The organism is Enterobacter sp. UPMP2052, assembly GCF_053709675.1.
Map to the genome: position 1 here is coordinate 1,190,018 of NZ_JBSKJR010000001.1, position 17,773 is coordinate 1,207,790.

Annotated in this window: 1 pseudogene; it reads right to left on the reverse strand. The window is 62.6% G+C overall.

The window, feature by feature from the left end:
- Positions 1-82 precede the first annotated feature (82 nt).
- Positions 83-17,713, reverse strand: a pseudogene (locus ACWKX3_RS05490) (Ig-like domain-containing protein); the annotation flags it as partial.
- Positions 17,714-17,773: the final 60 nt, after the last annotated feature.

A 17,773-nucleotide genomic window follows, 5' to 3' on the forward strand; every position in this document is an offset into this window, starting at 1 on the left:
CGAACACTTGTTAAACGAGCCGGCAAAATAATCGGTTTAACTGCACGCCACGCGCGGCGGGGATCGCTCCCCGCCGCATCGTTTAGGCAATTAACAGCTGATGGTTCGCCAGCAATGTCGCCAGGTCGGTTTGCACCCCGTTCAACGTCACAAGCGTTGTGGGCGAGAAATTGCCGCCGCTACCGTCCAGGTCAACCTGGATCTCGGTATTGCTGCCGTTTTGCACCACACGGATGTAGTCGGTGATGTTGCCCGCGCTGCTGTCCAGCGTCGCCACGCCGTTCACATAGCTCGCCGAGCCGGTGCCGGTATAGCCGCTACCGGAAAGCAGATCGCGCAGATCGATACGATCCGTGTCCGCTGTCCCCTCCCAGGTCCCTACGGTGAAGCCGTTCACCACGTCGCTGCCGTTACCGCCCGTGGCGTCCGACGCGTTGATCAGCTTGTAGAGCAAGGTGTCGTGGCCGCCGCTACCGATGTTGAAGGTGTCGTTGCCGCCGCGTCCTTCGAACTGGTTATCACCGCTGTTACCGGTGAACACGTCGTCGTGGTTCGAGCCTGCAACCCCTTCAATATTCACCAGCGTCGCGGTGTTGAAGCCGGTGTTTTGCGCCGTCGCCAGCCCCAGATTCACGTTTACTCCCGTGGTGGCGTTGATGTAATCCACCACGTCCATACCGCCGGTGCTGCTCCAGGTATCGTGATCGGACGTCGTCGACCAGCCGCCGGAGCCGTTGTAGGTATAGGTACCCGCTTCGGCGACGAAGGTGTCGTTATAACCCGTCCCGACAATCGTCCCGCTGTGGCCTCCGGTGGCGGCTTCTGCGGTCAGCACATAGCCTTCCTTACCGTTGCCCGCTTCCAGCCCGTCCCAGGTGACGTTACTGGAGACGCCGTTGGTCGCTCGCACCAGCACAGCGTGGTAGGTCTCACTGGCGTCCAGGCCGTAGAAGCTGATCAGCGACGAGGAGTCGTTAATCCCCATCCCTGACTGCGCGTTCAGGATCTGGCTGGCGACCAGCTGGCCCGCAGAGTTGTACAGCTGAACGGTGTTGCCAAAGAAGGCGTTGATCCCTTCGCTGTCGACAATCTTCAGATGCATGGCCGTACCCGGCGCAACGGTGTTGGTGTTGCGCTCCAGGATCACGCTGCCGTTCTGGCGGAAGATCAGCAGATCCTGCGCGCCGTCCCAGTCGTAGTCGAGCCGCGCCGCGCCGGACACCTGCGTGGAGGTGGCAGTGCTGAACTTCGACGCCGTGAAGCTTGCCGAGCCCGGCATGCCATCGTTGGTGTAAAGCCATGACTGCCCGCTGTTGGCCAGCTTGATGATGTCCATCTTGCCGTCCATGTTCCAGTCCACCGCCACGCTGACGTTACCGATGAATTTGTCCGTGGTCGCGGTGCCCACCGCGGTGCCCGCCAGCAGATTGCCGGTGCCGTCGTTCAGCATCAGCACGCCGCCAGTGTTGGTGCCGCTGGAGGTGCGGTACATGCTCATGTACAGATCCATGTAGCCGTCACCGTTGAAGTCGCCCCAGGTCATGCTGACGGCGTTGGTCGCCGCGCTGGCGCCAGTAGCGCTGTACATGGTGTTGATGAAGTTCTGCCCCCAGGTAAACGAGCCGTCCCCCTGGTTGAACATCGTCGACAGCGCGTAGTTGTTACTGCCGTTAGTGGTGTGCTGGGCGATATCCACCTTACCGTCGTTGTCTAAGTCGACGCCGGAGACTTCAATCAGGCTGTTGTAGTTACCCACCTTCGAGCCGGACACAAAGGTGCCGTAGGTTCCGGCCTTCGAGCTACCGACCAGCGTCCCATTGTTGTTCAGCATAAAGGTGCTGGAGTCCGGGCCACCCGCATCGCCGACCACAAAGTCCGTGTAACCGTCACCCTGAATATCAATCGCCACCACCGCGCCGTACCATACCAGCGCCCCAAAGCCGCTGAGCGAAGTCGAGGTGTAGGTGCCGTCGCCATTGTTAATCAGCTGCTGCATGTAGCTGTAGTTGGTGCTTTCGGCCAGGATGTCGTTCAGGCCGTCACGGTTGATATCCGCGTACGTACCGGAAGTGTAGGTTCCGGTCATCGTAAAGTTGCTTCCCACCGTCCACGAGTTGCGGCTGTCGGCATTCGCCGACGCGATTTGCTGGTTCGCCGTAACCGTCCACAGCCCGTCCGAATCCAGCATGTAGCTCGCGGCGTTCGATGAGCCTGAGCTGGTCGTCGTGAAGCCCACCGTGATCGCCTCATCGTTACCAATCACGAGGCTTCCCGTGGTGGTGCCGGTTGAGTTGCCGTTGCCCGCGCTGCTCTTCACCTGCGCCGTCACGTCATAGCTCTTCACGGTCAGTGCATCGCTGTCCGGGATTTGCAGATACCAGGTGTTATTGTCCGGGTCGACCACCACCGCGCCGCCCGCTTCGGAGGTGTAGGTTTTACCGTTGACGGTAACGACCAGATATTCCCCGTTGGTCAGCGCCGCCGACACGGTACCGTTCAGAATCGGCGTCGTGTCCGGCGTCGTCTGGGCGGCAATGGTCGCCGTGGTAGTCGGAATGCTGGTATCGACCTTCAGCACAAAATCATTCGAGTCGGTGTAGTTCCCCGCCACGTCGGTAATACGCAGAACGTAGTTGTGGTTACCGTCGCGCAGGCCGCTGTCCTGGAAGTACCAGCTGGTCGCGCCGTTCATGGTGACCTGGCCCAACAGGACCCCGTCGCGATACAGTTGCGCAATTTCACCGGCCGCCAGCCCCTGGTTCAGGGTGCCGCTGATGAGCGGCGTGGTGTCATCCGTCGAGACGTTTTCACCAAAGACCCCGGTACGCTCGCCGTCGGTATCGGTATAGCTGACGATCGTGCCCTTCGTCACCGGCGGCGTGGTGTCTACCGTCACCACCTGCTGTGCGGTTGAGCCGACGTTGCCTGCCTGGTCAATGATGCGCACCTGGTAGGTGTAATCATTGTCGGTCAGCGTGCGGGTATCGGTGTAGCTCCACTGGGTATGGTTCACCGTAACGTCGATCCAGGTTGCCCCGCCGTCCAGGCTGATCTGCACCCGTTCATCGCTGCGCAGCTCGCTGCCGAGCGTGCCGCTCACCGTCAGCGAGGTATCGTTGGTGATGAAATCGCTGTCGGACTGCCCGGTATCGTCGCTGATGGCATCAATGGTGATGCCGTACTGCGGCGCTTTGGTGTCCACGGTCACCACCTGCGAGGTGGTTGCTCCGACGTTGCCCGCCTGATCCACCACGCGAACCTGATAGTCGTGATCGCCATCGGCGAGGGTGCGCGTATCGGTATAGCTCCAGCTCGTGCCGTTAACCTTCGCGTAAACCCAGGTCGTGCCGCCATCGAGGCTAACCTGTACGTACTCATTGTTGCCCAGCGCAGCGCCGAGCGTGCCGTTCAGGGTGTACGACGTTTGGCTGGTCAGGAAGTCGTTATCATCAAAACCGGTATCGACGGTGATGTTATCCACGGTCACGGTGATCGCCGCGTCTGGCGCAATGGTATCCACCGTCACCTGCTGGTGCGCAGATTCGCCCACGTTGCCGGCCGCATCAATCACGCGTACCCAGTAGTCATAGGTCTGGTTACCCAGCGTTCGGCCATCGACGTAATACCAGGTCTTACCGACCACGGTCACGTTCTGCCAGGTGCTGCCGCCGTCGAGGCTGATCTGCACGCCTTCACCGTCGGCCAGCGTCGCGCCCAGCGAGCCGTGCAGCGTCAGCGAGGTGTCATTGGTCACGAAGTCGCTGTTGCTCAGGCCCGTATCATCACTGATGCTGTCGATAGAGACGGTTTTGCTGGCGTCCGGTGCCACGGTATCAATGGTCACCACCTGACTGGTGGTGGCACTGATATTGCCCGCGTCGTCGATCACCCGCAGCTGGTAGTTGTAGTCACCGTCGGCCAGGGTGCGACCATCAACGTAGGTCCAGGTCAGCCCGCTGACGTTCACATCAATCCATGTCGTTCCGCCGTCAATGCTGATCTGCGCGTGCTCGCCGCGACCCAGCGCCGCACCGAGCGTCCCGTTCAGCGTGATTTGATTATCACTGGTGATAAAGTCGCTGTCGGACAACCCGGTATCCTGCGTCACGGCATCCACGGTGATGGTGGTTGCCGCCGGCGCGGTGAGATCGACCACCACATCCTGGCTGTCGGTTGCGCCGACGTTGCCCGCGTTATCGATAACCCGTACCTGATACTGATAAGTGCCGTCGGTCAGGGTGCGGCCATCGGCGTAGCGCCAGGTCGTGCCGGTGACGGTCAGGTCTATCCAGGTGACGCCGCCGTCGAGGCTGATCTGCGCCTTCTCGTTGTTGCCGAGTTGCGCGGTCAGCGAGCCGTTAACCACCACGTTTTTGTCGTTGGTGATGAAATCACTCGCGCTCAGGCCGGTATCGTTTTGCAGCGAATCAATGGCAATCCCCATCGACGGCGCAGTCAGATCCACGGTGACCGCGCGATCGTCGCTGGCGCTGTTGCCAATGGCGTTGCTGACCTGCGCATGGATGACGTAAGAGCCGCCATCAGCCAGGGCGGTGACGTCCGCGCTGCCCAGGGTATAGCGCCAGCTTCCATCCGACTGCACGGTGGCAGTATAGGTTTTGCCGTTAAGCGTCAGGGTGACCGTCTGTCCCGCAGGCGCATCGGTCGTACCGCTGATCACCAGCGGCGTGCCGTGCTCGGCGGCATTGACGATATCGTCCTGCGCAAAGGCGTTGATGCTGATGGTAGGCACATCGCCGTTCAGCGTCACGTCGTGCGTTGCGCTGCCCGGGTTCCCCGCCTTATCGCTTACCGATGCGGTAACGGTGTATTTCCCGTCGCTCAGGCCGAGGAAATCCCGTCCCGGCACAAATACCGACCACTTCCCGTCGGCATCCACCGTTGCCTGATAGCTGTGACCGTTAAAGTTGACGGTCACCGTCTGGCCCTGTTCCGCCGTGGTGGTGCCGCTAATAGTCTGGCCCGCCTGCTGTTCGCTGTTATTGACGATATCATCGCCTGCAACGGCACTGATGGTGACGCTCGGCGCCACGGTATCTACCGTCAGGCCGTGGGTGACCTGACCGCTGTTACCGGCTTTATCACTCACCGACGCGGTGACCATCAGCGCGCCCTGGCTGAGGGCGGCCAGATCCGCCGCCGGGACATTCAGCGTCCAGCTGCCGTCGTTCGCCACGGTAGTGGTATAGGTTTTGCCCCCGAGCGTAACGGTGACGGTCTGGCCTGCTTCCGCGCTGGATGCGCCTGTTACCGTCAGCGGTTGCTGCGCTTCTGCCGCGTTCAGAACGTCATCCCCAGCGATCGCGCTAATGCTGATCACCGGTGCGGTGGTGTCTACGCTGATGTTGTGGGTCGCCGAGGCGCCGTTCCCCGCGTCGTCCTGCGCAGAGACGGACACCTGATAGTGTGTTCCATCGGCCAGCGCGCCCACGTCGGCCGCCGGAACCGTCGTCGTCCAGCTCCCGTCGCTTTGAATGGTCGCCGTATAGCTCTTGCCGTTCAGGGTAACCGTCACCTGCGTGCCGCTGGCGAACTGCGCGCTGGAGCCGCTAATGACCAGCGACGTGCCCGCTTCTGCGGCGTTGATCACATCGTCGACCGCGAGGGTGTTGATCGTCAGCGCCACGGCTGCGGTATTCACAATCACATCATGCGTCAGGGTGCTGCTGTTTCCTGCGCTGTCGGTAAGGGTTGCACTGATGGTTACTTTACCGTCCGCCAGGGCTGAGATGACGCTGGCTGGTACGCCCACGCTCCATTTGCCGCTGGCGTCAACGGTGGTGATGTACTGACTGGAACCTAACGTGATGACCAGCTTGTCGCCGACGTTTGCCCCGGTCGCCGTCCCGCTGATGATCTGCGCCTGGCTATGTTCCGTGCTGTTGATGATGTCATCGCCCGCCACGGCGTTGAAGCGAATCACCGGCGGCGTAGTATCCAGCGTAACGGCTTTGTTCGCACTGCCCGGGTTACCCGCAGCATCGCTTACGCTCACCTGCACGGTGTAACCGTTGTCGGCCATGGCAGAGAGATCGCCCGCTGGCACACTGACGCTCCACACGCCGCCCTTCTGGACCTGCGCGGTGTAGCTCTTGCCGCCGAGCGAGACGGTCACCGTCTGCCCGACCTCTGCTGTTGTGGTGCCGGAGATCGCCACACCAGCAGCCGCTTCGCTGCTGTTGATCACGTTATCGCCCGCGACCGTATCGATAGTGACGGTTGGCGCGGTAGCATCCACGCTGTACTCGCGGCCTGCGGACGCGCCGTTGCCGTTCACATTGCTGACGCTCACCTGCACGCTTGCATCACCATCTTTCAGGCCTGCGAGATCGGAGGACGGCACGGTTGCGGTCCAGTTGCCGTCGGCATCCACTTTCGCGGTGTAGGTTTTGCCGCCGAAGGTAATGGTTACGGTCTGGTTCTCTTCAACGTTCACGGTACTGCCGGAGAGCACCAGATCCGCGCCTTTCTCTGCGGCGTTAATCACGTCGTCAGAGGCAATAGCATCGATGCTGATCGCGACGGTGGCGAGATCAACGGTCACATCATGGCTGATGGATACCGGGTTGCCCGCCATGCTCTGGCCTGCAACGCTCACGGTAACCTTGCCCGCAGGCAGCGCACTCACGTCGGTAGCCGGGATCGCCGCGCTCCATGAGCCGTCGGCCAGCACGGAGGCTGCGTAGTCTTTGCCATTTACGGTGACGGCCAGCGTCGTGCCCACCGCCAGCCCGTCGCTGGAGCCGGTGACGATCAGATTCTGACCGTGCTCGATGCTGTTGATCACGTCGTCGCCCGCCACGATGTTCACGCGCAGACCCGGCAAATTCGCGTCGATGGAAATCTCACGCTCGCCGGAACCGGTGTTGCCGTGGCCGTTAGTAACGGTAGCGGTAACGGTTAAATCACCGTTGCCCAGCGCGGTCAGCACATCAGCAGGCACCTTCACCGACCAGCTCAGATCGCTCTGCACGGTGGCGGTGTAGCTCTTGCCGCCAAGGGTGACGGTGACGGTATTGCCCGCTTCGGCATTCGCCACCCTGCCGGTAATCGTCTGACCTGCCGCCACTTCGGCGGCGTTGATGATGTTGTCGCCCGCCACGGTATTTACGGTGACGGTCGGCAGCGCGGTGTCGACCAGCAGTTCGGCCGTGTTGCTGACGCTGTTGCCCACGCCGTTGGTGGCGTTTGCGCTCAGGGTGTAGTTTGCTTCGCCCAGCGCAGCCAGATCCGCCGCCGGAACCGTCAGGCTCCAGGCCCCGCTGGCCATCGTGGTGGCGGTGTACTGTTTGCCGTTCAGGGTGACGGTGACCGTGGTCCCTGCTGCCAGGTTGGCGCTGGTGCCGCTCACGGTCAGATCCTGTCCTTTCTCCACCGCGTTCAGGACGTTATCACCGCTCAGGATGTCGAAACTCACCGATGGCAGGCCGGTGTCCACGGTCACGTTATGGGTGCTGGTCCCGGTGTTGCCCGCCGCATCGGTGACTGACGCAGTGACGGTCACGGTGCCGTCGCTCAGGCCGGAAATCACGCTGGCAGGTACGCCCACGCTCCAGTTGCCCGCCGCGTCCAGCACGGTGGTGTAGGTCTTGCCGCCAATCGTCACGGTAACCTTGTCGCCCGCCGCCGCGCCGGTCGCGGTGCCGCTGACGATCTGCGCCTGGCCGTGTTCCGTCGCGTTAATCACGTCGTCGCCCGCAATGGCGCTGATGGTCACCACCGGAACGGTGACGTCCACCGTCAGGTTATGATCCACGCTTGCCGGGTTACCCGCCTTGTCGCTCACGGACGCGGTGACAGTGACGCTGCCGTTGCTGAGCGCGCCGACATCTGCGGCCGGAACGTCCAGGGTCCATGTGCCGTCGGCCCCGACCTTCGCGGTGTAATCCTTGCCGTTGAGGCTCACGGTCACCGTCTGCCCCGCTTCGGCGGTGCTGGTGCCGGAGACAGTCAGCTCAGACTTCGCTTCTGCCGCATTCAGGATATCGTCTGCCGCCAGGGTGTTGATGGTCACGGACGGCGCGGTGGCATCCACGCTGTACTCGCGTCCTGCCGACGCGCTGTTGCCGTTTACGGTACTGACGCTCACCTGCACGCTGGCGTCGCCGTCCTTCAGGCCTGCCAGATCGGCAGACGGCACGGTTGTGGTCCACTTGCCATCGGTATCCACTTTGGCGGTGTAGATTTTACCGCCGAAGCTCACGGTGACGGTTTGCCCGGCTTCAACGTTGGTGGTCTCGCCGGAGAGCACCAGATCCGCACCTTTCTCTGCGGCGTTAATCACGTCATCAGAGGCAATGGCGTTGATGCTGATCGCCACGGTGGCGAGATCAACGGTGACGTCGTGGCTGATGGCGATAGTATTACCCGCCGCGCTGTCGCCGGAGACGCCAATCTTCACGGTGCCTTCCGGCCACGCGCTCACGTCCACGGCAGGGATTGCCGCGCTCCAGGTGCCGTCTGCCAGCACGGTCGCGGCGTAGGTTTTGCCGTTAACAGTGACGGTCAGTGCCGTACCCACCGCCAGCCCGTCGCTGGAGCCGGTGACGATCAGGTTCTGGCCGTGCTCGATGCTGTTGATCACGTCGTCGCCCGCCACGATGTTCACGCGCAGACCCGGCAAATTCGCGTCGATGGAAATCTCACGCTCCCCGGAACCGGTGTTGCCGTGGCCGTTGGTGACGGTCGCCTTCACGCTCAGGCTGCCGTTGCCCAGCGCGGTCAGCACGTCCGAAGGCACTTTCACCGACCAGCTCAGATCGCTCTGTACGGTGGCGGTATAGCTCTTGTCGCCAATCGTCACGGTAACGGTATTGCCCGTTTCGGCATTCGCCACCCTGCCGGTAATCGTCTGACCTGCCGCCACTTCGGCGGCGTTGATGATGTTGTCGCCCGCCACGGTATTTACGGTAACGGTCGGCAGCGCGGTGTCGACCAGCAGTTCGGCCGTGTTGCTGACGCTGTTGCCCACGCCGTTGGTGGCGTTTGCGCTCAGGGTGTAGTTTGCTTCGCCCAGCGCAGCCAGATCCGCCGCCGGAACCGTCAGGCTCCAGGCCCCGCTGGCCGTCGTGGTGGCGGTATACTGTTTGCCGTTCAGGGTGACGGTGACCGTGGTCCCTGCTGCCAGGTTGGCGCTGGTGCCGCTCACGGTCAGATCCTGTCCCTTCTCCACCGCATTCAGGACGTTATCGCCGCTCAGGGTGTCGAAACTCACCGATGGCAGGCCGGTGTCCACGGTCACGTTATGGGTGCCGGTCCCGGTGTTGCCCGCCGCATCGGTGACTGACGCAGTGACGGTCACGGTGCCGTCGCTCAGGCCGGAAATCACGCTGGCAGGTACGCCCACGCTCCAGTTGCCCGCCGCATCCAGCACGGTGGTGTAGGTCTTGCCGCCAATCGTCACGGTGACCTTGTCGCCCGCCGCCGCGCCGGTCGCGGTGCCGCTGACGATCTGCGCCTGGCCGTGTTCCGTCGCGTTAATCACGTCGTCGCCCGCAATGGCGCTGATGGTCACCACCGGAACGGTGACGTCCACCGTCAGGTTATGATCCACGCTTGCCGGGTTACCCGCCTTGTCGCTCACGGACGCGGTGACAGTGACGCTGCCGTTGCTGAGCGCACCGACATCTGCGGCCGGAACGTCCAGGGTCCATGTGCCGTCGGCACCGACCTTCGCGGTGTAATCCTTGCCGTTGAGGCTCACGGTCACCGTCTGCCCCGCTTCGGCGGTGCTGGTGCCGGAGACGGTCAGGTCAGACTTCGCTTCTGCCGCATTCAGGATATCGTCTGCCGCCAGGGTGTTAATGGTCACGGACGGCGCGGTGGCATCCACGCTGTACTCGCGGCCTGCCGACGCGCTGTTGCCGTTTACGGTACTGACGCTCACCTGCACGCTGGCGTCGCCGTCCTTCAGGCCTGCCAGATCGGCAGACGGCACGGTTGTGGTCCACTTGCCGTCCGCGCCAACCTGCGCGGTGTAGCTCTTGCCGCCGAAGGTAATGGTTACGATCTGATTTTCTTCCACGTTCGCCGTGCTGCCGGAGAGCACTAGATCCGCGCCTTTCTCTGCGGCGTTAATCACGTCGTCAGAGGCAATGGCGTCGATGCTGATCGCCACGGTCGCAAGATCCACGGTCACATCGTGATTGATGGTCACCGGGTTGCCGGCGCTGCTTTGCCCTGCAACGGTGATCGTCAGTTTGCCCGCGGCCAGCGCGCCCACGTCCGCCGCCGGGATTGCCGCGCTCCAGGTGCCGTCTGCCAGCACGGTCGCGGCGTAGTCTTTGCCGTTAACAGTGACGGTCAGTGCGCTACCTACGCTCAGGCCGTCGCTTGAACCGGTGACGATCAGGTTCTGGCCGTGCTCGATGCTGTTGATCACGTCGTCGCCCGCCACGATGTTCACGCGCAGACCCGGCAAATTCGCGTCGATGGAAATATCGCGCTCCCCGGAACCGGTGTTGCCTACGCCATTGGTCACGCTGGCGGTTACGGTCAGATCGCCGTTGCCCAGCGCCTTGAGATCGTCCGCGCTAACGTCAACCTTCCAGGACAAATCGCTCTGCACGGTGGTGGTATAGGTTTTGCCGCCCACGGTCACCGTCACGGTGTTGCCCGCTTCGGCGTTGATGACTTTCCCGCTGATGGACTGACCCGCGCTGACTTCGCCCGCGTTGATCACATCATCCGTTGCGATGGCATTGATGGTCACGCCAGGCAGCACGGATTCAACGGTCACGGTATGCGACGCGCTGCCGCTGTTGCCCACAGCGTCCGTCGCCGACGCGGTAACGGTATACAGGGCTTCACCCAACGCACCGACCTGTTCAGCCGGAACGGTGGTTGACCATTTGCCGTTCGCGTCTACCGTCGCGCTGTAGGCTTTGCCGTTCAGCATCACCGTGACGATCGCCCCCGCCGCCAGACCGGTCGCCGTTCCGCCGATGACCAGATCCTGCGTCTTCTCGGCGCTGTTGATCACATCGTCATCGGAGACGGTGTCGATGGTCAGCACCGGCGCGGTCAGGTTAACGTTAATGTCGTGGGTTTCGCTGTCGCTGTTCCCCGCCTTGTCAGTGACGGAGGCGGTAATGGTGTAATCCCCGGCGACCAGGGCGCCAACGTCGGCAGCCGGAACGCCAATGGTCCACTGACCCGCCGCATCCAGGGTCGCGGTGTAGGATTTATTGTTGATGGTCACGGTCACCACGTCGCCCGCTGCCGCGCCGGTCGCGCTGCCGCTCACGGTCAGTGCCTGACCGTGCTCGACGCTGTTGATCACGTCATCACCGGAGACGGCGTTGATGGTGAGCTGCGGCACGGTGGTATCCACCAGCACGTCGCGCGCGGTGGAGGCCGGGTTGCCCGCCTTGTCCGCCACCGAAGCCCCGATGGTGTAGTTGCCGTCGGCCAGCGCGCCGACATCCGCCGCCGGGACGTCCAGCGTCCAGGTGCCGTCTGCGCCGACGGTGGTAGTCCAGGACTTGCCGCCAAGGGTGACGGTCACCTTCTGGCCCGCTTCGGCATTGCTGGTGCCGTGAAGGGACAAATCGGACTGCGCTTCTTGCGCGTTGATGATGTTGTTATCGCTGACGATTTCGATGGAAACCGTTGGTGCAGTTGCGTCCACGCTGTACTCACGGCCCGCCGAGGCGCTGTTGCCGTTCACGTTCGTTACGCTCGCCTGCACGCTGGCGTCGCCGTCTTTCAGCCCCGCCAGGTCGGCGGACGGTACGGTTGTGGACCATTTGCCGTCGGCACCGACCGTGGCCGTGTAGCTCTTGCCGCCGAAGATGATCGTCACGGTCTGGTTCGCTTCCACCTGGGTGGTGGTACCGGAGAGCACCAGATCCGCACCTTTTTCCGCCGCGTTAATCACGTCATCAGAGGCAATGGCATCGATGCTGATCGCCACGGTCGCCAGATCCACCGTCACATCGTGGCTGATGGACACCGGGTTACCCGCCGTGCTCTGACCGGCGACGCTCACGGTGACTTTCCCTGCCGCCAGCGCGCTCACGTCTGCCGCCGGAATGGCCGCCGCCCAGGTGCCGTCCGCCAGCACCGTTGCGCCGTAGGTTTTGCCGTTAACGGTCACGGTCAACGCTGACCCGGCGGTAAGCCCGTCGCTGGAGCCGCTGACGATCAGGTTCTGGCCGTGCTCGATGCTGTTGATCACGTCGTCGCCCGCGACGATATTGATACGCAGACCCGGCAGGCTGGCGTCAATGGTGATATCGCGTTCAGCCGTTCCGGTGTTGCCATGGGCGTTGGTCACGCTGGCGGTCACGGTCAAATCGCCGTTGCCCAGCGCGGTTAAGACGTCAGACGGCACCGTCACTGACCAGCTCAGGTCGTCCTGAACCGTGGCCGTATAGGTTTTGCCGCCAAGGGTGACAGTGACAGTGTCACCGCTTACCGCACCGCTGACCTTGCCGCTTACGGCCTGGCCCGCCGCCACTTCTGCAGCGTTGATGATGTCGTCGGTGGCGATAGCGTTGAGCGTGACCTGCGGCAGCGCGCTGTCGACCAGCAGGTCGTGGCTGGCGCTTGCGCCGTTGCCCGCGCTGTCGGTCACACTTGCGGTCACGGTGTACTGGGCTTCACCCAGCGCAGAAACAGCAGAGGCCGGAACGGTGACGCTCCAGTTGCCGCTGCCATCAGTGATGGCCGTGTAGTTGATCCCGTTCAGGGTAACCGTAATGGTGGTGCCGTCCGGCTGGTTGCTGGTGCCGGACAACTGCAGATCCTGACCTTTTTCGGTGGCGTTAACCACGTCATCGCCCGCGAGGATGTTGATGGCGATAACCGGCGCGGTCAGGGAGACGTCAATCTCATGCGTCGCGCTGGCGCTGTTGCCCGCTTTGTCGGTGAGGGTCGCCGTGATCGCATGGTCGCCATTGCCCAGCGCGCCCACGTCGGCGGCCGGAATGCCGAAGCTCCAGTTACCGGAGGCATCCAGCATCGCTGTGTAATCTTTACCGTTGAGGGTCACGGTGATCGCATCCCCCGCCTGCGCGCCGGTAACGTTGCCGGAAACAATCAGCGCCTGGCCGTGCTCAGCGATATTGACGATATCGTCTTCCGCCACCACGTTGAAGCTGATGTGCGGCACGGTGGTGTCGACCAATACTGTGGTTTGCGTGCTTGCCGGGTTGCCCGCTTTATCGGAAACGGTTGCCGTCACCGCAGCATTGCCGTCGGTAATACCCGCCATATCCGCCGCTGGCACGTTGAGCGTCCAGCTGCCGTCCGTCTTGACCTGCGCGCTGTACGTCTTGCCGTTGAAGGTAACGGAGACGGTCTGGCCCGCTTCGGCCGTAGAGGTGCCGCTCAGGGTGAGATCCTGCGCGGCCTCTGCCGCATTCAGAATGTTGTCGCTGCTGACGGTGTTAATCGTCACCGTCGGCGCGGTGGCATCCACGCTATATTCCTGCGAGGAGGTGGCGGCGTTGCCGTTTACGTTTGTCACGCTGACCTGTACGCGGGCATCGCCGTCCTTCAGGCTGGTGAGATCTGCCGCCGGCACGGTGTAGGTCCAGTTGCCGTCGGCATCCACGCGGGTAGTGTAAGTTTTCCCGCCAAACGTCACCGTCACGGTCTGCCCCGCCTCAACGTGCGTGGTGGTCCCGCTCAGTACCAGCTCCTGTCCCTTCTCCGCCGCGTTCAGCACGTTATCCGCCGTCACGCTGTTGATGCTGATCGCCACTGGCGCGAGATCGACATCCACAACCGTTCCGATAGTGACCGGGTTGCCGGAGGTATCCTGTGCGCTGGCGCTGATGGACAGCTGTCCGTCCGCCCACTGCGAAACGTCTGCTGCAGGCACCGCTGCCTGCCAGGTGCCATCCGCCTGTACCATTGCCGAATAGATTTTGCCATTGATGGTGACGGAAACCGTACCGCCCGCCTGCAGATCGGTACTGCTCCCCGAGACGATAAGGTTCTGACCATGCTCGATGATGTTAATCACGTCATCGCCCGCCACGGGATCAATACGCAGGCCCGGCAACTGGGCGTCGATGGTGAAATCGAGTGAAGCAGAGCCGGTATTGTCGTGGGCGTTTGTTACGCTGGCGGTCACGGTCAACTCGCCGTTACCCAGCGCGGCTAGCTGTGCTGCGCTTAACGGCAGGCTCCAGGTGAGGTCGTCCTGCACGACGGCGGTGTAGGTTTTTCCGCCCAGCGTCAGGGTGACGGTATCGCCCGGCGCAGCGTTTGCCACGCTGCCCGTCAGGGTTTGACCCGCCGCCACTTCCGCCGCGTTAACGATGTTATCCCCGGCCAGGGTGTTGAGGGTGACCACCGGCAGCGAGCTGTCCACCAGCACGTCATGGCTGGCAGACGCGCTGTTGCCCACGCTGTCGGTGACGCTCGCCGTCACGGTGTAGGTGGCTTCGCCCAGCGCGCTCACCGCAGAGGCGGGAACGGTGACGCTCCAGTTCCCGCTGGCATCAGCCACTGCGGTGTAGTTGACTCCGTTGAGGGTAACAATAATCGTTGTGCCTTCCGGCTGGTTACTGGTCCCGGAGAGCTGCAGATCGGCCCCTTTCTCGGTGGCGTTAATCACATCGTCCGCCGCCAGGGTGTTAATGCCGATCGCTGGCGTGACGGTATTTACGATCACCTCCAGCGAGCTGCTGCCGGTGTTACCCGAGCGGTCCGTCACGGAGACGTCAATGGTCACGGTACCGTCCGCTAACCCCTGTACGACGGAGGCTGGCAGGCCGAGGCTCCAGTGACCCGCGGCATCCACCACGGTGGTGTAGTTCTGGTTATCAATTTTAATGGTCACCACATCGCCCGCTGCCGCGCCCGTCACGGAGCCGCTCAGGATCTGCGCCTGAGAATGCGCCACGTGGTTAACGGTGTTGGTGCTGGTCACGAAATCATTGATGGTGACCTGCGGCACGGTAGCATCCACCATCCCAACGCGATCCACGCTGCTGCTGTTGCCCGCCACATCGCTTACGCTTGCCGTCACCGTCACGGTGCCGTCTGCCAGCGCACCGACGTCGGCGGCCGGGACGCTGAGCTGCCAGGTGCCGTCGCTTTTTACGGTGGTCTGCCAGGTTTTACCGTTCAGCGTCACGGTCACCGTCTGGCCCGCTTGCGCATCGCTGGTCCCGCTCAGCAGCAGATCCTGCTGTGCTTCAGCGGCGTTGATGATGTTGTCGTCGGTCAGGTTATCCAGCGTAATGGATGGCGGTAACGTATCTACCGTCACCACGCGCGACGCGTCGGCACTGTTGCCGTTGACATTAGTCACGCTGACGCTCACCTGCGCGCGCCCGTCGATCAGCGTCTCCATGGCGCTGGCGGGCACGGTCAGGCTCCAGCTGCCGTCCTGCTGCACCTGGGCAGTGAAGGTCTGGTCGGCGAATTTCACCACCACGGTCTGCCCGGCTTCCACGCCCTGCGTCTGGCCGGAGAGCGTCAGGTCGGCCCCTTTTTCGGCCGCATTGAGCATGTCATCACTGGTCACTGAATCGATGGTGACCGCCACGGCGTTAAGGTCCAGTTCAATGGGACGATCGGCAGAAACGGTGTTGCCCCAGGCATCTTCCGCGCTGGCGTGCACGGCGATATTTCCGGCCTTCCAGCCCTGAAGATCGGACGCTGGCACGCCAATTTGCCAGCTCCCGCTGGCGGTCACCACGGCGGCGTAGTCAACGTTGTTGATGGTCACCACGATCTTCGTCCCTTCGGCCAGATGGGTGCTGGCGCCGGTGACGGTCAGATCGTGCTGCTGCTCAATGGCATTAATCACATCATCGCCAGAGATGGTGTTGACGCGAAGGCCCGGCAGCTCCGCGTTGATGCTGATATCACGCTCGCCGGTCCCGGTGTTGCCGTGGCCGTTGGTCACGGAGGCGGTGAACGTCAGGTTGCCGTCACCAAAGTTGGTAAGATCGGATGACGGAACGGTCACGCTCCAGGTCAGATCGTTGCCCACCGTCGCGGTGTAACTTTTGCCGCCGACGCTAACAGAAACCGTATCCCCCGCCGCCGCGCCGGTGACGCGCCCGCTCAGGATTTGATCAACCGCCGCCTCGGCGTTATTCACCCGATTGTCACCCGCAAAGGTGTTGATGATCACCTGCGGCAGAACGGTATCGACCAGCAGGTTCGCGCTTGCAGAGCCGCTGTTGCCCACGCTGTCGGTGCCGCTTACGCTCACGGTGTACAGGGTATTCGCCAGGTTCAGCACGTCCGTCACCGGGACCTGCACCGACCAGACGCCGTTAGTCACGCTGGTCTGATAGTCAACGCCGTTAAGCGTTACGGTGATGGCGCTGCCGTTCGGCAGATTGCTGGTGCCACTCAGGCTCAGCGGCTGCATCGCCTCCCGGGCATTCAGCACGTTGTCCTGGCTGATGGCATCAAGGGTGAATTCTGGCGGGTTGCCGCTCAGCGTAATGCCGTGCGTCGCGCTGCCGGTATTGCCTGCGGCATCGGTAATGGAAACCGACACGCTGTGTTTCCCTTCACCAAGCGCCCCGATAACCGATGCCGGTACGCCCACGCTCCAGCTGCCGTCGGCCTGAACCACGCCGGTAAAGGTCTGACCGCCTACGGTTACCGTGACGACGTCGCCCGCCGCCGCTCCGTTTGCATGGCCGGAGACGATCTGTGCCTGTGCCTGCTCGCTGGTATTCAGAACGTCGTCGCCCGCCACGGTATTGATTGTCACCACGGGAGCTGCGGTATCCACGCTGAAATCAGCCGTGGTGGTGGTGCCGTTCCCGGCTTTATCGCTGACGTTGACCGTCAGGGTGTGGTCGCCATTGCCAAGCGCCTTGACGTCACTGGCAGGCAGGGTAACGGACCATGTGCCGTCGCTTCCTACCGTAGCGGTATGGTTTTTGCCGTTTAGCGTGACCGTCACAATCTGGCCCGCTTCCGCACTGGTTTTTCCGGTCAGCGTCAGTGCCTGATTGTGCTCAGCCGCATTGATGATGTTGTCATGCGCGAGGGTATCGACGGAAAGCGTCGGCGCGGCAGTATCCACGCCAATCGTCTGGCTGCCGGTCACGGTATTTCCCGCCGCGTCTTTGCCGCTGACGCTCACCGTCCAGGTGCCGTCGCCCAGCGCCTTTGCGTCTGCCGCAGGCACTTTTACGCTCCATGCGCCATTGGCTCCAACCTCGGTGGAATAGGTTTTGCCGTTCAGTGTCACGGTCAGGCTGGTGCCCTGCGCCAGATTTTTGCTGGCACCGGACAGGGTAAAGCCCGCCGCCTGTTCACTGGCGTTGATCACGTTATCACCTGACGTGGTCGCCAGGGTCAGGCTCGCGTCTGCGGTGGAGACGGTCACGGTGATGCTGCCCGCAGAGGTCGTTTTACTGCCATCGATCTGCACGACGGACCAGGTATGTTCCCCGTCGGTCTGCGCAGGCAGTTTTACCGTCCAGGTACCGTCTTTCGCCACCATCGCGCTGGCAATGGTGCTTCCGCTACTGTCTTTAATCTGAATGGTTGCGCCAGGCTGGCCGGTGCCGCTGAAGGTTGGGGTGTTATCATCCGTGACCTCTTTTGCACTCAGCACACCCTGCTTGTCACCCGCTTTGTCCGTCACCATAAAGGTCGGTGTTGCGCTCTCTACCTCTTTGGTGTTGTCGATGACGCGGGTTTTGGTTTCACCGTCCCCGCCATGCGCAAGCAGGGCACCTAATGCCCCACCGCCGAGCGCCGCGCCCGCAATCCAGCCCCACGGCGCATCGCCGAGCACGCCGCCCTGCTCCATGAAAGG